Below are 16490 nucleotides of genomic sequence, written 5' to 3'. Positions count from 1 at the left end.
TTATAGCGTATCGTCAGCGTTGCTGCACCGCTTGTGCGACCAACGCAACGTTGAAGCGCTCCGGACGGAAGCCTGTAATGTCGGCGATCGACGCGCGGCCGAGAATGTCGTCGGCCACCATGCGCGCGGCGAGAGGGCCCAATGTATAGCCCGCGTCGCCCGGGATCGCCACCGCCAGGCCCGGCCAGCCGGCGACGCCGCCCAGCACGCCCCGCCCGTCGACGACCGTGTTGTTGCCGGCCCAGCAGCGGATGATCCGCAGCTGCCCCAGCGCCGGCACGACGTGCTGGGCGAGGCTGGCACTGGCGACGAGGCTGTCGAGTTCGAGGCCGGGCACGGCACTGCCGTCGCCCGGGCGCGCCGGCCAGCCGCCGCCGATGACGACCTGCCCGGCGGCAAGCTGCTTCAGCGTGATCATGCGGTCGGCGTGCTGCACCAGATGGCCGATCAGCGGCTGCGCCGGCTCGGTGATCGCGATGTTGAGCGGTTCGGCGACGCTGGGAATGGCGAGGCCGAAGGGGGCCGCCAGCCGGCCGCTGTCCCAGCCTGCGGCGATCACGACATGGCGGCATGACAGCGGCCCGGCAGAACTGTCGACGACATAGCCGTCGCCGTCCGGCGCGATGCCGGTGACCATGACGCCGCGCTGCCACGCCACCCCCAGCCGGCGCGTCCAGCCGGCCAGCCCGGCGTTGGCGGCGAGCGGGTTGAGCTTGCCCTCGTTGCGGCACAGCTCGGCGCCGACGATCGCCGGCCCGAGATAGGGGGCCAGCTGCCGGACGGCGTCGGACCCGAGGATTTCGACGTCGAGGCCGAGTTCGCGCTCGCGCGCCGCCTTGGTTTCGAGAAAGGCGAGTTGATCGGGAGTTTCGGCCACCATCAGCCCGCCGGTCAGCTTCAGTTCGAAATCGAGGCCGAGCCGGGCGCCGAAATCGGCCCAGAAGCGCACGGCGAGCGGATAGAGCGGCAACTGGGCCTCCAGCCCCGCCACCCGGTCGGGGTAGAGGCGCATGAAGCGGCTCTGCATCTGGACGTGGAGGCTGCCGGCATTGCTTGTGGAGCCCGCGGCATGGCCGGCGTCGAGCACTGTCACCGCCATGCCGGCCTCCGCCAGGAAGCCGGCGATGCAGGTGCCGACCACGCCGCCGCCGATCACCACGGCGTCCGCGCGCCGCACCGGGGTGCCGGTCATCCGGCCAGTTCCGCGATCGTCACCGGGCGCACCGGCGCGCGCGGCGCAAAGCCGGCGGCGGCCTTTTCCGGCGCCAGCCGCGTCAGCAGCGGGGCGCAGCCGCGACCCTGGCAGCGACCCATGCCGAGGCGCGTGGCCTGCTTGATGGCGGCATGGCTGTGTGCGCCGGCGGCCTCTGCTGCCGTGATGTCGGCTGCGGTGACGCCTTCGCAGCGGCAGATGATCGTCGCCGGCGTGACATGGCCGACCAGCGGCCGGGCGGGGGCATGGAGTTGCCAAAGCGCCGCCTGAAATCGCGTGGCACGCCGCAACCGCGCCGCGGCATCGCCGGGATCGGCGTCGAGGCCGAGATGCCGCGCCGCCGCCGCCCCGGCGAGCGCACCCGCGGCGGCGGCGACATGCGCGCCGCCGATCGTCGTGCAATCGCCGGCGGAAAAGACCCCGGGCGACGTGTCCACGGCGCGTCCGAGGGCGTTTTCGGGCACCAGGCCATAGCCGAGGCAGATGAGGTCGGCCGAAAGCCGGTCGCCGCTGTCGGTCCCGATCGCCAGGCCCGGCGCGATCGCCGTCACCTGGGCGCCCCACAGGATGCGCACGCCGGCGCGACGCAGCCGCAGGCGATAGCCGATGCCCTGGCGGACCAGCGCCGGCGCGGTCGTCGCCATCCGCAGCACCGCCGGCGCCAGCGCCAGGCCAGGGGACGGCGCGGCCTCGACGAGCGCCACGATATCGGCGCCCGCCGCCAGCAGCTCGGCGGCGAGCTGCAGGTTCAGCGGGCCGTTGCCGGCGATGACGATGCGACCCGGCGGGACGCGGCCGGCGGTGCGCAACAGGCCCTGGATGGCCCCGGTAGTCATGACGCCGGGCAGGGTCCAGCCCGGCACCGGCCAGGCGATTTCCTGCGCGCCGGTGGCGATCACGACCGCGCGCGGCACGATCCGGAATGCGTCGCCGCCCCGGCTGGCGGCGAATGTCCCGCCGGCAAAGGCGCCCCAGACCGTCGTGTCGGACAGCATGTCCACGCCGGCCGCCCGCACCCTGGCGATCAGGGCGGCGCCGGCCGCGGCCTGCGCATCCATCCCGGCCGCCGCGACCGCCGGCTGCTTATAATATTGGCCGCCGGCGCTGCCGCGCTCGTCGGCCAGCAGCACGTCGGCACCGGCTTGCGCGGCGACCAGCGCCGCCGACAGCCCCGCCGGCCCGGCACCGATAACCAGCACGTCGGGGCGCCGTTCCGCCAGGTCCGCGGCGCGGCGCGGCGTGCCGGCAGTCGTCACGTGAAGATCGGCACGCTCACCGGCGGGTGCTGCCGTCATGCCGTCGACCACCTTGACCATGCAGGCGCGCCGGTTCGGCACGCCGTCGACGGTGACGAGGCACGACTGGCAGGCGCCCATGCCGCACCAGGCGCCGTGCGGAGCCCCGCCGGCATCGTGCCGCAGGGTGGCGACGCCCGCCGCGGTCAGCGTGGCCAGCAGGCTTTCGCCCCGGCGTGCCGGCAGGGCCCGTCCGTCCCAGTCGATGGACAGAGGCTCAGGGATAGCGCCAGCTCGTCAGGTCGGCGCCGGGCGGCGCGGTCTTGGCCATGCGCGCCAGGATCTTGGGCACGTACATGCTGTTGTAGCGCAGCCGGGTGATCGCATTGGGCAGCGTCGGGTCGCCGTTCCAGCAATGTTCGGCACGGTCGCCATAGGTGACTTCACCCTGGTACGGCGGATCGGCCTTTTTCAGGAAATCCTCCATCAGGTAGACCGCGTTGTTGAGGTAGAAATTGTCCATGTCGCCGACATGGATGTGAATCTTGCCCTGCAGTTTCGGCCCCAGCGTCGCCCAATCGCGCTGCAGGATGTGCCGCAGATCATAGTTTTCCCGCCAGTGCGCCGCCACCGCCTTGTCGATGACGCCGCTGGTCTTGTCCCAGATCGGCTTGGGATAACCGTCGTCACCCATCGGCGAATAGACCGCATCCCAGATGTCCCATTGCCCGCCCGAACGCGATTTCGACCCGATGACGCGTTCGTAGCGGTTCTCCATCTCGTTGGTCCAGCCGACATGGCCGAGCGTGTTGCGGTTGACGAAGCGCGGCACCTTGCCGAACGGGCCCTGGCGCCAGAAGGCGTTGTCGTCCTCGTAGATGTTGACGACCTTGGTCTGCCGGAAATCGATGGTGTCGGGGCAGGCGGCAAAGGCGCCGTTATATTCGTCGGGGTAGAAGACCTGGACGGCCAGCGCCTCCCAGCCGCCGGTGCAGCCGCCATAGGTGAAGCGCGCCCAGCCGGCGCCCATGCCGCGGAATTTCTTCTCCAGCGCGGGCAGGAATTCATGCTGGATGGCGTCGCCATAGGGCCCGAGATTGGCCGAATTCACCGCATAGCTGTCGTCGAAATACGGGTTGCTGTGGTCGATCTCCACGACGAGAAAGCGCGGGAAGTCGGCCGACGTCCATTTCTTGTAGAAATCATGCGCCTCCTGCTGCTCGACGCGGTTGTAGCAGGGGTGGTTGAACCGGGCGCTCGGCTGGCAGACGAGGTTTGGATCGGGCGGCGTCTCGCGGATCCCGGAAAAGCCTTCCGGGAAATGGCCGTGATTGACCATCACCGGAAAGCGCGCCTCGGGATGCTTGTCGAAATCGCGCGGCACCAGCACATAGGCGTTGAGGAACGTGTCGCGGCCCCAGAACTTCGACAGGCTCGGGCTGCGGAACTTGAAGCTGCGCACCAGCGCGGTATCCGGCGCGGGCACGATCGGCGGCAGCGCCTTGTCCAGCATCAGGTCGATCGACTGGCTTCGCGCCGGGTCGAAATCGATTTCCACGACCGGGCTGATGAGGTTGCCCGGCTCCTTGCGCCAGTTCTGGCCGGCGCCGCGGGCCGCGGGCAGCTTCACGGTCTTGCCGGTGCCGAGCTTGTAGGTGTCGTATTTGTGGAGGATCGCCTGCGCGAAATAGCGCCCCTTGGGCACGTCACGCAGGGTCTCGAGCGGGTAGCCGGTGGTTTCGCCGCCGATCGTCACCGACTGCCCGGCCTGCATCGCCACCGCGTCGACACCGAAGACCTGGGCGGAGGTGTCGCTGCGATTGGCCTGGAAGCGCGGCTCGCTGCGGCCGTCCTTGGTCAGCACGACCAGCACGCGGCCGTCATAGGCAGGCTGCGGCTGGCCCGGGCCCAATGTCACGCGCAGGTCGTCCGCCGCCGCGGGTGTCGCCAGGGCCAGCGCGGCAAGCGCCGCGGCACGCAGCATCAGGCGGCAACCGGCCGGGCGAACGACGCGGCGAGCAGGTGCGGCGGCACGCGGAACCGGCCGGCGACGTCCTTCAGCTGCTCGCGTTCGGTGATGAGCGCGTGGCGATTGCCGCTGACCAGCACCGTCGCCGGCAGCAGCTGGGCATTGTAGCGCGCCGCGGCGCTTTCGGTGTAGCCGCCGGCATCGAGGAAGGCGACGAGGTCGCCGCGCGCCAGCGCCGGCATCGGCCGATGCGCGCCGAGCTCGTCGGAATTGCATAGCGGCCCGACCAGATCCACGGTCTCGCTGGCCGGTGCCCCGGCATCATGGACGCGCACCGCGTGATAATACCAGTCGAGCACCGCCGCCCAGGACAGGTGATTGGTCGACAGGTCGAGATTGACCCACGTCTTGGCACCGCGCTTGACGGCCCCGACACGGCCGACCGCGACGCCCGCCGGCCCGGACAGGGCGCGGCCCGGCTCGAGCCGCAGCTTCGGCAGCGGCAGGCCCAGCTTTTCGGCCTCGTCCTTGATCGCGGCGCAGACGGCATTGGCATAATCCGCGGGCTTTGGCGCATCCGGCCCGTCGATCTGCCGGTTCGGCCCGGTGCCGTACCATTTGCCGAAGGTCCAGCCGCCGCCGATGTCGATCGTCGGCGGCGTCCAGCCGGTGGCGTCGCGCAGATAGCCCGACCAGGTGATCATCTCGCGCGCCATGACGGCGAAATCGCCGGGCTCGTTCGACATGCGCGACAAGTGGAAATGGGTTTCCTGCAGGCGCACCGACGGCATCGCCAGCGCGCGGCGCACGATGTCGGCGGTCTGTTCGCGCGTCATGCCCCATTTGGTGCTGTCGCTCTGCTGCTTCAGCGACCCCGGGCCGTGCATCGCCACGCCCATGCGGTCGCGCAGCGGCTCCAGGTCGAGCTTCAGACGGATGCCGATGTTGGCGACCGTGCCGAGCCGATCGGCGATCGCGGCGATGCGATCGAGCTCGTCTTCGGCGTCGATATTGATGCACAGCCCGTTGGCGATGGCCATTTCGAGCTCGTCGTCCTGCTTGTTCGAGCCGTTGAGCACCAGCGTCGCCGGATCGGTGCCGGCAAGCAGCGCCATGTACATTTCCTGGGCGCCGAAACAGTCCCCGCCGGCGCCTTCCTGGTTCATGATGTGCCGGATGGCGAGGCCGTTGTTCGATTTGTTGGCGAACAGGATCTCGACATCGGGGTAGACGGCGGCGAAGGCATCGCGGAACGAGCGGTAGTTCTGCCGCAGCTGGTTTTCCGAGATGATGAACAGCGGTGAGCCATGGGCGGCGACGATGTCGGCGACGTCGCAACCATCGACCCACAGATTGCCGTTGGCGCCGATGCCGATGAAGTCACCGAACGTCGTGCTGTACGACGGCGGCCGCAACGGCGCCGGGGATTGGGGAGCGTGCACGTCATTTCCCTTCGTTGTCGTCCTGGCTGGCACAGCGCGTCACGTTCATGCCTGCGTCCGTGCCAGGCAAGCGAGTTTGCCGGAACGGGTGGGCAACGCAACGACATACCGCATCGGATGCAATCGGCCGCACCCGAGGGTTGCCGGGCCTGGATCGCCAGCTGCGTCACAAGCGCCCGGCACCTTCATGCGCCATATCGAGCCAAAGCAGCGCAGGCCATGGCCGTCGATCGTGGCGACCGCGCCATCGACGAAGCGCGTCCGGCCGGCGGCGAGCAGCAGGAGATCGTGCCGTCGTCGAGGTCGATGCCGCCCCACAGTCTAACCGTCGGCCCGGTGCCCGATGCGTTGACATCCGCGATGCCGATCGCCGGTTTCGGCCGCGTCGACGTCGCGGATCGCCGCCGCCGTGCTGCAGTCGCCCGACGCGGCGTAACGGCCCCCGGACCGAAAAAGCCCGGGCCTTTCGGCCCGGGCCCTCTCGACTGCCCCCGCTTTCGAACTTTTCAGGCGTATGCCGGCCGCCGGCGCCGCGCCGCGACGCCGACGAGGCCGAAGCCCGCGATCATCTGCAGCCAGGTCGACGGCTCGGGGATCGGCCCGAGGTCGATCAGCGGCAGCCCGACGATCTCGGCGCGGGAATGGGCGACGGTGACGTCACCGCTCAGCAGGCCGCCGCCGATGATGAAATTGTCGAAGCTGACCCGCAGCGCATTGGTGGTGCGGCCGAGCAGATCGGTGCCGTTGCCGTTGGTGATCTGTTCATTGGCAATGATGCGCAGCCCGAGGACGTCGAGGATGACGGTGTTCGGCGCCGCATTGGCAAACAGGCTGCCATCGATGGTCAGCGCACCGAGCGCCAGGCCACTGAAGGTCAGCCCGGTGATGTTGCTGAGGCTGGTGACGCCGAGCGTGTTGGCGGCATTGGCCGATGTCGTCGACGACAGGGTGGTGGCGCCGATCGTCAGGATGTTGATCGGGCTGCCGAGGATGGTCTTCGTGGTCAGCGCCAGGCCGAGATCGTTGACGGTGGACGTCGCCGTGCTGGTCGGCGTCGTCGGATAGGGGGAACTTGCGCTGGTATCGATGACGCCCGTCGACACGCGCTCGTTGACCGCGGCGAGGACCGGCACGCCGAGCGATAGCGTCTGGTCGACCGAGGCGACCGTGCCGGTGGTGCTGTAGGCGGGGGTGGCCGAGCCCGCGACCGACGCCAACGGGCCGAGACCGACGCCGATGAAGCCGAGCAGTGTCAGGTTGGCCGAGATGCCGAACGCCGAGCTGCTGATGACCGTCACGGCCTGCACCGGCGCGCCGAGCCCGCAGCCGAGAAGCGCGGCAATGGCTAGTTTTCCAACGATCGGCCGAAGCAACATCCAGGATCCCCTATGTGAACGGGCGCCAGGCCCCCTGGAATCATACATGCAACGATCGTGCCAGACCCTACGGATTGAGGAAGGAGAGAGGAAAACGCCGGGCCGGACTCGGCATAGTGTAAAGCCAGCCGTCGCATAATCGTTAAATACCTACACCATTCGATAGCTGAAACGATTCTACGCCGCGGTCGCAAAGATTACGCTTCCGTAAACAGGCCCGACGCGCCGTCTCGGCTCGCACGATGGCCGACGCGCCGTGCGGCTGGGTTGCCACGGCCCGGCGCAACCCGCTGGCCTCGCCCCGGTTATCGGGGTAAAGCTGCCGCCAGACGTCTTTCAATTGCTTTCACAAGGATTCTGCCATGGGCTCCTTCAGCCTCGTCCACTGGGTCATCCTGCTCATTGTCGTCATGCTGCTGTTCGGCCGCGGCCGGATTTCGGATCTGATGGGCGATTTCGCCAAGGGCATCACCAGCTTCAAGAAGGGCCTGGCCGAAGGCGACACGCCGCCGGCGCCGCCGCCGCCCCAGGTCACCAGCACTGCCGCGACCCCGGTGGCGCCGGCCAGCGACGAGGTCCGGCGCTAAAGGCCCCGGGCTTTACGGACACCCATGTTCGGCATCGATTCATCGGAGCTGGCGATCATCGCGCTGGTCGCGCTGCTCGTCATCGGGCCCAAGGACCTGCCGCGCGTGATGCGCCAGGTCGGGCAATGGCTGGCCAAGGGCCGGGCGATGACCCGCCATGTCCGCAGCGGCTTCGACACGATGATGCGCGAGGCCGAGCTCGAGGAAATGCAAAAGGCCTGGGCGGCGCAGAACGAGGCCATCATGAAGGCGACGGCGCTGCCCGAGCTCGGCATCAGGAACCCGATGCCAGACCTCGGAGCGGCGATGGGCAGCGACGACTGGATGCTGCCGCCGCCGCCGCTGGCGCCCGAGATCGTCGACATTGCGCCGGCCGAGACGCCCGCGGCGGCGGGCGCGGCTGCGGCTGAACCGGCGGCCAAGCGGCGTCGCAAGCCGACTGTCGCCGATGCCGATACGCCACCCGCGCCGCGACGCCGGGCTGCGAAGAAGCCCGCGACCGCCCCGGCGATCGAACCCCAGGCGTCGGAACCATGAGCGACGACACCACCGATATCGACGCCAGCAAGGCGCCTTTGCTCGACCATCTGATCGAGCTGCGCAGCCGGCTGCTGAAATGCGTCGTCGCCTTCGTGCTGTGCTTCGGGCTGGCGTTCACCCAGTCGGAACGGATCTTCGGCTTTCTGGTCCAGCCGCTCGTCCATGCCTATGGCACCGGCGTCGTCGGCAAGCTGATCTACACCAAGCTGTACGAGGCGTTCTTCGTCAATGTGAAGGTCGCCGCCTTTGCCGCGGTCTGCCTGGCCTTCCCGATCATCGCCAACCAGCTCTGGGCCTTTGTCGCGCCGGGCCTGTACCGCCGCGAGAAACGCGCCTTCCTGCCGTTCCTGATCGCGACGCCGGTGCTGTTCACCATGGGGGCGGCGCTGGCCTATTATGCCGTGATGCCGGTGGCATTCCGGTTTTTCCTCGGCTTCCAGTCCTCCGCCGCGGTGACCGGGCTGACCCAGGAGGCGCTGCCGGCGATGGGCGAATATCTGTCGCTGGTGATGAACATGATCCTCGGCTTCGGCGTCGCGTTCCTGCTGCCGGTGCTGCTGATGCTGCTCGAACGCGCCGGCATCTTGACGAGGAAGCAGCTGATCGCCGGCCGCCGCTATGCCATCGTCGGCGCCTTTGCGGTGGCCGCGGTGCTGACGCCACCCGACGTCTGGTCGCAGTTCGCCCTCGCGATCCCGCTGATGCTGCTTTACGAAGTCTCGATCATCGGCATCTGGCTGACCGAGCGCAGCCGGGCGCGCGAGGCCGCGCAGGCAGGAACGACCGTCAGCGCCGAATAGCGTTCAGTTCTTAACGTCGCGGGCGGTATTGCTGACCGCCTTGCCGACCGAGCTCATGTCCCGTCCGGCGCCCTCGATGGTGTTGCAGGCGCCGAGCAGCGTGGCCGCGGCCAGGGCTGCACCGATCAGGACATTGCGCATCGACATCTCCTCGCAGCAGGCGCCCCGGACATAGCCGGGGCGCCTCGCCGCGAAAAGAGCGCTGATGCGCTTTAGTTCTTCACGTCCTGTGCGGTGTTGGTGACCGCCTTGCCGGCCGAGCTGACGTCCTTGCCGGCGCCTTCGACGGTGTTGCAGGCGGCGAGCGTCAGGCCGGCAAACAGCGTAGCGGTGAGGATGATGGTCTTGCGCATGGTGGGCTCCCTGGCGCCGGGATCGACGCACACGTGCTGCAAACGTAGCAGCAGGGCTGCGGGTTCCGGCAGACAGGCGGCGTGATAGCAGGCGTGACAGGCGGGGCAGCGGCTGGCATCACGCGACGGTGGATTTCGACTTGCCGCCGCGCGACCCGTCGCCCGAACTCGCCGGCCTGTTGCCGGCGGGGCTGGCGTTGCCGTTGGTCGCTGCCGCCGCCACCGCCTGGGCGGAGGCGCCGTTCCTGAAGGCCCTGATCCGCGGCCGCCGCGCGACGATGGCGTTGCTGGCAGCCGAGGGCCCCGATGCAACCTTTGCCGCCGCGATGGCGCTCGCCGCCGATCCCGACCTGCCGGTCGCCGAACGCCTGCGCCGGGCGCGTGGCGATGTCGCGCTGGTGGTGGCGCTCGCCGACCTGGCCGGGCTGTGGCCGCTGGAGCGGGTGACGGCGGCGCTGTCGGACTTTGCCGATCGCAGCATCGATGTGGCGATCGCCGCAGCGCTGGCCGAGCGCGGCGCGGCGAACGCCGGGCTGGCGGCGCTGGCGCTGGGCAAGCTCGGCAGCCACGAGCTCAACTATTCGTCGGACGTCGACCTGATCCTGGTTCACGATCCCGACATCATCCCGCGGCGCAGCCACGAGGAGCCGAACGAGGCAGCGGTGCGCATCGCCAAGCGCGCGGTGGCGCTGCTCGCCGACCTGACGCCCGATGGCTATGTCCAGCGCGTCGACCTGCGGCTGCGGCCGGCGAGCGAGATCACGCCGATCAGCCTCGCGGTCGGGGCGGCGGAACATTATTACCAGTCGGAGGCGCTGACCTGGGAACGCGTCGCCTTCATCCGGGCGCGGGCCTGTGCCGGCGACCTGGCGCTGGGGCAGGGGCTGTTGACCCGCATCCGCCCGTTTGTGTGGCGGCGCAGCCTCGACTGGACGGCGGTGCGCGACATCCAGGCGGTGTCCCTGCGCATCCGCGACCATTTCGAGGCGGGGCAGGCGCTGGGCCCGGGCTATGACCTGAAGCGCGGGCGCGGCGGCATTCGCGAGATCGAGTTCTTTGCCCAGATCCACCAGCTGATCTGGGGCGGCCGGGCGCCGGAACTGCGCGCGCCGGCGACGCTCGACGGGCTGGCGGCGCTGGCCGCCGCGGGCCGGGTGGCGCCGGCGGAGGCGGCGCGGCTGGCCGACAGCTATCGCCTGTTGCGGACGGTCGAGCACCGGCTGCAGATGCGCCGCGACGAGCAGACCCATGCCGTGCCGCGGCTCGCCGCCGATCGCGCCGCGGTGGCGCGGCTGGCGGGCTGGCGCGACTGGGCGACGGCGGAACGCCGGCTGGTGGCTGCGACGACGCCGGTGGCGCTGGCCTATGACCGGCTGATCTCGGCCGCCGCGCCCGAAAGCCATGTCGTGCCGGCGGAGCCCGGCGCCTGGCTGAAGGCCAATCACCCGGGGCTGGCGCGGATCGTGCCGCCGCTGCTGCTGCGCTGGCGGGCGGGGACGATGCGGGCGCTGCGCAGCGAGCCGGCGCGGGGTGCCTTCGAGGCGGTGCTGCCGGCGCTGCTTGGCGGCGTGGCGGCGGCGGCCGATCCGGCGGTGGCGGCGGCGCGGCTCGATGGCTTCCTTGCCGCGCTTCCCCAGGGCGCGCAGTTCTTTGCGCTGCTGCAGGCCAATCCGGCGCTCGTCGGCCTGCTCGGTCATCTGCTCGGCGTGGCGCCGGTACTCGCCGACGCGCTGGCGCGCGATCCGGCGCTGTTCGACGTGATGCTGGCGCCCGATGCCTTCGATCCGCTGCCCGATGCGGCGGCGCTGACGGCGGAACTGAGCGCCTATGTCGGCCCGGCGGCGATGCTGGAGGATGTGCTCGATCGCGTGCGGCGCTGGACCGGGGAACGGCGGTTCCAGCTTGGCGCGCAACTGATCGAGGGGCGCACCGATCCGCTGGTGGCAGGGCGGTCGCTGTCCGATCTCGCCGATGCGGCGCTGGCGGTGGTGATTCCGGCGGTCACCGATGATTTCGCGCGGCGCCATGGCCGGGTGCCGGGGGCGGAGCCGCTGGTGCTGGCGCTGGGGCGTTATGGTGGCCGGGCGCTGACCCATGCGTCGGACCTCGACATCGTCTATCTGTTCAGCGGCAGCCACGCGGCGCTGTCGGATGCCGCCACGCCGCTGCCGGCGAGCCAGTATTTCAACCGGCTGGCGGCACGGCTGACGGCGGCGCTGTCGGTGCCGACCGCTGCCGGCGCGCTGTACGAAGTCGATACGCGGCTGCGGCCCTGGGGCGCCAAGGGCCTGCTGGCGCTGTCGATCGCCAGCTTCGGCCGCTACCAGGCGAGCGAGGCCGAAAGCTGGGAGCATATGGCGCTGACCCGCGCCCGGCTGATCGGCGGCAGCCCCGAAACACGGGCGGCCGCAGAGGATGCCATCGCGGCGGCGCTCGATCGCCCGCGCGATGCGGAAGCCTTGCGCAAGGCGGTGCTCGAGATGCGTGCCGACATCGCCGCCGCCAAGCCGCCGAAGGGGCCGTTCGACGTCAAGCTGGCGCCAGGCGGCCTCGTCGATCTCGAATTCGTCGTGCATTTCGTCCAGTTGCGCGATCGCGCCGCGCTGGGCCCCGATCTCGGCACGGCGATCGCTGCGCTGACCGCGGCGGGGGCGCTGCCGCCGGGGCTGGGGGTGGCGCATGATGTCCTGGGCCGGTTCCTGATGCTGCTGCGCCTCGTCGCGCCGGGGATGGAAACGCCGGCAAGCTTCAGCCCGGCGGTGGAGGCGGTGCTGGCGCGCGGGCTGGGTGCGGCATCGTTTCCGCAGGCCATCGAATCCTTGACCGCGGCGCGGGCGATCGTGAGGCTGGCGTTCACCGACGTGTTGCAAGCGAAGAAGGACCCGCGATGACCGCACCCCAGCCCGGCGATGCCGCCCCCGATTTCACCCTCGACGGCGACACCGGCCCGATCAGCCTGGCGGATTTCAAGGGCCGCAAGCTGGTGCTGTATTTCTATCCCAAGGACGACACGCCGGGCTGCACCACCGAGGGCAAGGATTTTTCAGGCCAGCGCGACGCCTTTGCCGCCGCCGATACCGATATCGTCGGCGTGTCGCGCGACAGCGTCGCCGCCCATGCGAAATTCCGCGCCAAGCACGGCCTCACCGTCGGTTTGGGCGCTGATGACGGCGCGGTGACCGAGGCCTATGGCGTCTGGGGGGAAAAGAGCATGTACGGGAAAAAGTACATGGGGATCGAGCGTGCGACCTTCCTGATCGATCGCGACGGCCGCATCGCCCGGGTGTGGCACAAGGTGAAGGTGCCCGGCCATGCCGCCGAGGTTCTGGCGGCGGCAACGGCGCTCGGCTGAAGCCAGCATTAACGACAGGATCGGAATCGGCATCCCGACTGCCGATTCGCGACGTTTTCGATGTCGTTGCCTGACCGAAACGCAATGATATGGTTAATTCGCCGGCGATCTGCATCAACTCACCGCGCCGCCGCCACGGCTGGCCCATGCCGGGCAGCGGCACGGGTTGCGGGGGCAGACCGCACCTGTTTGATTGAACTTGCAACCCGGAACCGAGGTTCCAGACAAGGTTTCGGGCAGCGCCGAGTTTGTGATGTCGCTTCCCAGTAACACCGGAAAACCGGGTCGCATGGTTCAAAACGAGATTCCCGGGGGTTCCAGGACAGTGCTGCAAATTCCATCGGCCGTGACCCGGCTGACGCAAGGCGTGGCGCGCGTCCTCCCCTCGCATGAGTTCACCTGGCATCGCGCCAATGGTCACGATCTGACCATCGAGATGGGGACACGAACGCAAGTCATGGCAATCGCGTCAGCAGTAATGGTCGCCGGTTGGCTCGGCATCGCCACCTCGGCGATGGTCTCCAGCAACGGGGACGTGGCCCTCGCCGCCAAACAGGCCGAGCTCGCCCGCATGCAGCACCAGCTGCAGGCGATGAAATCCGAAACCGCCGCGTTGAAGGGTGATGTCGCCGCCCGCGCCGAAGCGCTCGAAGCGCGCCAGAAATTCCTCGCTGCCCTGCTGACCGGCAAGCGCGACATGGCCAAGCTGGCCGGCATGCTGCCCCGCCAGGTCGCCGAAACCGAACGCTTCGCCACCGTCCAGAACCTCGTTGCCCCGACGGCCGTGCGTGGCAAGCGCGGCAAGGCGGGTGTGGTCGCCGCCCCCATCGTCCAGACCGCATCGCTGACGGAGCCGTTCCGCGCCCTCGAAAGCCAGCAGCTGGCCTTTGTCGACAAGGCCACCGGCGCCGCCGAAGCCAAGCTGCGCGACACCCAGGCGCTGATTCGCCGCCTCGGCCTCGATCCGTCGCGGTTCGTACAGTCGTCCGATTGGAACGGCAGCGCCCAGGGCGCCATGGGCGGCCCCTACATTCCGGTCAGCGCCGATGCCGAGCCGCGCTTCAAGGACCTGTTCCTCAGCTGGAAAAAGCTGAGCGTGCTGCAGGCTGCCGTCGGCTCGATCCCGGCCTATATGCCCGTCAAGGATTATCGCTACACCTCGGGCTTCGGTTTCCGCTTCGATCCGTTCAACGGCGGCAGCGCGATGCACGCCGGCGTCGACATGGCGGGCGCCACGGGCGAGCCCATCTACGCCTCGGCCAACGGCACCGTGCTCCAGGCCGGCCGTGCCAACGGCTATGGCAACCTTGTCGAGCTGAGCCACGGCAAGGGCATCGACACCCGCTATGGCCATCTGTCGGCTATCCTGGTTCGCCCCGGCGAGCGTGTCCGGCAGGGCCAGATCATCGGCCGGATGGGCTCCACCGGCCGTTCGACCGGTACCCATCTCCATTACGAAGTCCGCATCGATGGCCGCGCCGTCAATGCCCGGCCGTTCCTCGACGCTTCGGCCTTTGTGCTGGCGGCGCAGGGCGAGGCGGGCCAAGTGCTGCAGGCGAGTGCGCCAGCCGATTTCGGCCCGATGCTCGAGGACGATCGCGTCGTCGCTTCGGCCGACAATGCCCGGATGACCCCGATCCGCAACTATCGCTGATCGGGGCCAGCTTGTTCCGGCGCGTCGACGCGCCTACATTGCCCCAATGGATACCGCCCCCCGCCTGATGCCCGCCGCCGCTGCCCGTGTCGCCGTGATCGCGGCGCGCCAGGGCAAGCCGGGGTTGAAGCTGCGCCTTGCCGTCGATGGTGGCGGCTGCGCCGGCTTCCAGTACAAGTTCGGGTTGGAATCGGATGCGGCCCCCGATGATCTGGCCGTGGAGACCGATGGCGTGACCATGCTCGTCGATCCCGACAGCCTGCCGTTCGTCGCCGGCGCCGAGGTCGATTACGTCGAAAAGATCGGCGCTGCGGCGTTCGAGGTGCGCAACCCCAATGCCGCGAGCGGCTGCGGCTGCGGATCGAGCTTTTCGGTCTAGAGCCGCAAAACGGGGTCCGCGGCCAAGGCCCCGGCCGCCGGAGGCCCCTGGATCAGGCGTCCGCGAAGAGCCCCACCGCCGCGCCCGCCATCGCGAACCGCTCCAGTACCGTGTCCAGTTGCTCGGCCGAATGTTCGGCGCATAGCGAGCAGCGCAGCAGGAACACGCCGGCCGGCGTCGCCGGGGGCCGCGACATGTTCACATAGACGCCGAGCTCGAGCATCGCCTGCCACATGCGGACGGTCGTTTCCTGGTCGGGCATCAGCACCGAGACGATGGCGCTTTCGCAGGTTTCGGTGGCGAGGCGGAAGCCGCGGGCGATGAGGCCGCTGTGCAGCTTGCGGCTCATGTCCCACAGGCGCTCGCGCTTGTCGCCGGCGTGCATCAGCTTGCGGATGCTGGTCGCGGCGCAGGCGACGACGGCCGGGGGTAGCGAGGCCGTGAAGGTATAGGGCCGGCAGACGAGGCGCAGGATTTCGAACTTGGGGTGGTTCGACACGCAGAAACCGCCGACGGTGCCGACAGATTTGGAGAAGGTGCCGACGACGAAATCGACATCGGCGGCGACGCCGGCGGCCTCATAGACGCCGCGGCCGTTCTCGCCGAAAAAGCCCATGCCATGCGCCTCGTCGACGAGCACCATGGCGCCATGCGCCTTGGCAATGGCGACGAGTTCCTGAAGCGGCGCGATGTCGCCGAGCATCGAATAGACACCTTCGAGGATGACCAGCTTGCCGGCTTCCGGCGGCAGGCGGCGCAGGCGCTTTTCCAGGTCCTCGGCGCTGTTGTGCTTGAACCGCACGATGTCGGCGTTGCCGAGGTAGCAGCCGTCATAGATCGAGGCATGGCTGTCGGCGTCGAGGATGATGTAGTCGCCCTTTCCGGCCAGCGTCGACACCATGCCGAGATTGGCCTGATAGCCGGTCGAGAACACCATGGCATGCGACATGCCGTAGAAGTCCTTCAGCGCGTCCTCGCATTCCTTGTGGCCCTGGTAGGTGCCGTTGAGGACGCGGCTTCCCGTTGTTCCTGCGCCGAACTTGCGCAGCGCCTCTTCGCCGGCCGCGATGACGTCGGGATCGAAGGTCATCCCCATGTAATTGTATGTGCCGAGCAGGATGGTCTCCTTGCCGTCGATGATCGCGACGGTCGGCGACTTCACCTCCTGCATGACGATGGCGAAGGGGTCGCGGATGCCCTTGGCAAGCACAGCGGCGCGCTCGGCGATCAGCGCATCGAACTTGGAGAACAGGTCGGTCACTTGGTGACGAGCCGCGTCACGGCATCGGCGACCTGGCCGACGGTTTCGAGATCGGGCAGCATGTTCAGCGGCATGACGATGTCCCATTCGTCTTCCATGCTGGCGACGAGGTCCATCACGGTCAGCGAATCCATCTCGAGGTCGCCGGCAAAGCTGGTGTCTTCGGTAAGCGCGACCTTCTTGGGGTTCAGCGGCTCGATGAGTTCGATGATGCGGGCGTAAACCTGCGCGCGGTCGGTCATGGTGACTCCTGTGGTTGGCGGCGCTTTGCCAGCACAAAATGGCCAAAGCGGGGCCGAAGGGTCCCCTCCCGCCGGCGGGAGGGGCCG

16 protein-coding genes are annotated in these 16490 nt (G+C 69.0%); 7 read left to right on the top strand and 9 right to left on the bottom strand.

Annotated features, from left to right (window positions below; all coding sequences use genetic code 11):
* Positions 1–13: 13 nt before the first annotated feature.
* The 5 genes from ACP7AI_RS15890 to ACP7AI_RS15870 form a co-directional block, all read right to left on the bottom strand.
* Positions 14–1192 (bottom strand): NAD(P)/FAD-dependent oxidoreductase, encoded by a 1179-nt coding sequence (locus ACP7AI_RS15890; RefSeq protein ID WP_426169420.1) that lies wholly within the window; start codon positions 1190–1192, stop codon positions 14–16.
* Entirely contained in the window at positions 1189–2715 is a 1527-nt protein-coding gene (locus tag ACP7AI_RS15885) for an FAD-dependent oxidoreductase (RefSeq protein ID WP_426170161.1), read from the bottom strand. The genes ACP7AI_RS15890 and ACP7AI_RS15885 overlap by 4 nt, the downstream gene beginning before the upstream one ends.
* A 10-nt stretch (positions 2716–2725) precedes the next feature.
* Positions 2726–4432: a hypothetical protein gene (locus ACP7AI_RS15880; RefSeq protein WP_426169417.1), complete on the bottom strand. Its 1707-nt coding sequence runs from the start codon at positions 4430–4432 to the stop codon at positions 2726–2728.
* Positions 4432–5859: a diaminopimelate decarboxylase family protein gene (locus ACP7AI_RS15875; RefSeq protein WP_426169415.1), complete on the bottom strand. Its 1428-nt coding sequence runs from the start codon at positions 5857–5859 to the stop codon at positions 4432–4434. Before ACP7AI_RS15875 ends, ACP7AI_RS15880 begins: the two co-directional genes overlap by 1 nt.
* A gap of 506 nt (positions 5860–6365) precedes the next feature.
* The gene (locus tag ACP7AI_RS15870; RefSeq protein ID WP_426169412.1) at positions 6366–7235 is read right to left on the bottom strand and encodes a PEPxxWA-CTERM sorting domain-containing protein; all 870 of its coding nucleotides are present in this window, start codon (positions 7233–7235) and stop codon (positions 6366–6368) included.
* 362 nt (positions 7236–7597) lie between these two features.
* On the opposite strand from ACP7AI_RS15870, the gene ACP7AI_RS15865 reads away from it, so the two are divergent.
* From ACP7AI_RS15865 to tatC, 3 genes are read left to right on the top strand one after another with little or no spacing between them, the layout of a single operon-like run.
* A complete protein-coding gene (locus tag ACP7AI_RS15865; protein WP_426169410.1) occupies positions 7598–7822 on the top strand; it encodes a twin-arginine translocase TatA/TatE family subunit in 225 nt (74 codons plus the stop codon).
* A gap of 24 nt (positions 7823–7846) precedes the next feature.
* Positions 7847–8359, top strand: coding sequence for a Sec-independent protein translocase protein TatB (gene tatB / locus ACP7AI_RS15860; protein ID WP_426169407.1), 513 nt, complete (start codon positions 7847–7849; stop codon positions 8357–8359).
* Complete coding sequence (gene tatC / locus ACP7AI_RS15855) at positions 8356–9162, top strand: twin-arginine translocase subunit TatC (protein WP_426169405.1); 807 nt, start codon at positions 8356–8358, stop codon at positions 9160–9162. The genes tatB and tatC overlap by 4 nt, the downstream gene beginning before the upstream one ends.
* A gap of 3 nt (positions 9163–9165) precedes the next feature.
* On the opposite strand, the gene ACP7AI_RS15850 is transcribed toward tatC, so the two are convergent.
* A complete protein-coding gene (locus ACP7AI_RS15850) occupies positions 9166–9303 on the bottom strand; it encodes an entericidin A/B family lipoprotein (protein ID WP_426169403.1) in 138 nt (45 codons plus the stop codon).
* A 71-nt stretch (positions 9304–9374) separates the two neighbouring features.
* The gene (locus tag ACP7AI_RS15845; RefSeq protein WP_426169400.1) at positions 9375–9515 is read right to left on the bottom strand and encodes an entericidin A/B family lipoprotein; all 141 of its coding nucleotides are present in this window, start codon (positions 9513–9515) and stop codon (positions 9375–9377) included.
* Between the two features lie 128 nt (positions 9516–9643).
* Here ACP7AI_RS15845 and glnE point away from each other — a divergent pair, with 128 nt between their 5' ends.
* The 4 genes from glnE (at position 9644) to erpA (ending at position 14900) form a co-directional block, all read left to right on the top strand.
* Complete coding sequence (gene glnE / locus ACP7AI_RS15840; RefSeq protein ID WP_426169397.1) at positions 9644–12406, top strand: bifunctional [glutamate--ammonia ligase]-adenylyl-L-tyrosine phosphorylase/[glutamate--ammonia-ligase] adenylyltransferase; 2763 nt, start codon at positions 9644–9646, stop codon at positions 12404–12406.
* Positions 12403–12867 (top strand): peroxiredoxin, encoded by a 465-nt coding sequence (locus ACP7AI_RS15835; protein ID WP_426169394.1) that lies wholly within the window; start codon positions 12403–12405, stop codon positions 12865–12867. Before glnE ends, ACP7AI_RS15835 begins: the two co-directional genes overlap by 4 nt.
* 478 nt (positions 12868–13345) lie before the next feature.
* Entirely contained in the window at positions 13346–14521 is a 1176-nt protein-coding gene (locus ACP7AI_RS15830) for a M23 family metallopeptidase (RefSeq protein WP_426169392.1), read from the top strand.
* Between the two features lie 46 nt (positions 14522–14567).
* Positions 14568–14900: an iron-sulfur cluster insertion protein ErpA gene (gene erpA, locus ACP7AI_RS15825; RefSeq protein ID WP_426169389.1), complete on the top strand. Its 333-nt coding sequence runs from the start codon at positions 14568–14570 to the stop codon at positions 14898–14900.
* 52 nt (positions 14901–14952) lie between these two features.
* Here the strand turns inward: erpA and spt are convergent, their stop codons facing one another.
* The gene (gene spt / locus ACP7AI_RS15820) at positions 14953–16161 is read right to left on the bottom strand and encodes a serine palmitoyltransferase (RefSeq protein ID WP_426169386.1); all 1209 of its coding nucleotides are present in this window, start codon (positions 16159–16161) and stop codon (positions 14953–14955) included.
* Positions 16158–16403, bottom strand: a complete 246-nt coding sequence (locus ACP7AI_RS15815) for an acyl carrier protein (protein WP_426169384.1) — start codon at positions 16401–16403, stop codon at positions 16158–16160. The genes spt and ACP7AI_RS15815 overlap by 4 nt, the downstream gene beginning before the upstream one ends.
* Positions 16404–16490 lie beyond the last annotated feature (87 nt).

This window comes from Sandarakinorhabdus sp. DWP1-3-1, from assembly GCF_049896705.1.
Taxonomy (GTDB): domain Bacteria; phylum Pseudomonadota; class Alphaproteobacteria; order Sphingomonadales; family Sphingomonadaceae; genus Sandarakinorhabdus.
Note: the sequence above shows the minus strand (reverse complement) of the source record. Positions and strands in the feature narration are given on the sequence as shown.

Excerpts from the sequence above, each read along its gene's own strand:
- ACP7AI_RS15890 (WP_426169420.1), bottom strand. The coding sequence starts at position 1,192 with ATGACCGGCACCCCGGTGCGGCGCGCGGACGCCGTGGTGATCGGCGGC.
- erpA (WP_426169389.1), top strand. The coding sequence starts at position 14,568 with ATGGATACCGCCCCCCGCCTGATGCCCGCCGCCGCTGCCCGTGTCGCC.
- ACP7AI_RS15865 (WP_426169410.1), top strand. The coding sequence starts at position 7,598 with ATGGGCTCCTTCAGCCTCGTCCACTGGGTCATCCTGCTCATTGTCGTC.
- ACP7AI_RS15830 (WP_426169392.1), top strand. The coding sequence starts at position 13,346 with ATGGTCGCCGGTTGGCTCGGCATCGCCACCTCGGCGATGGTCTCCAGC.
- tatC (WP_426169405.1), top strand. The coding sequence starts at position 8,356 with ATGAGCGACGACACCACCGATATCGACGCCAGCAAGGCGCCTTTGCTC.
- ACP7AI_RS15880 (WP_426169417.1), bottom strand. The coding sequence starts at position 4,432 with ATGCTGCGTGCCGCGGCGCTTGCCGCGCTGGCCCTGGCGACACCCGCG.
- ACP7AI_RS15850 (WP_426169403.1), bottom strand. The coding sequence starts at position 9,303 with ATGCGCAATGTCCTGATCGGTGCAGCCCTGGCCGCGGCCACGCTGCTC.
- ACP7AI_RS15835 (WP_426169394.1), top strand. The coding sequence starts at position 12,403 with ATGACCGCACCCCAGCCCGGCGATGCCGCCCCCGATTTCACCCTCGAC.
- tatB (WP_426169407.1), top strand. The coding sequence starts at position 7,847 with ATGTTCGGCATCGATTCATCGGAGCTGGCGATCATCGCGCTGGTCGCG.
- ACP7AI_RS15815 (WP_426169384.1), bottom strand. The coding sequence starts at position 16,403 with ATGACCGACCGCGCGCAGGTTTACGCCCGCATCATCGAACTCATCGAG.
- ACP7AI_RS15870 (WP_426169412.1), bottom strand. The coding sequence starts at position 7,235 with ATGTTGCTTCGGCCGATCGTTGGAAAACTAGCCATTGCCGCGCTTCTC.
- ACP7AI_RS15845 (WP_426169400.1), bottom strand. The coding sequence starts at position 9,515 with ATGCGCAAGACCATCATCCTCACCGCTACGCTGTTTGCCGGCCTGACG.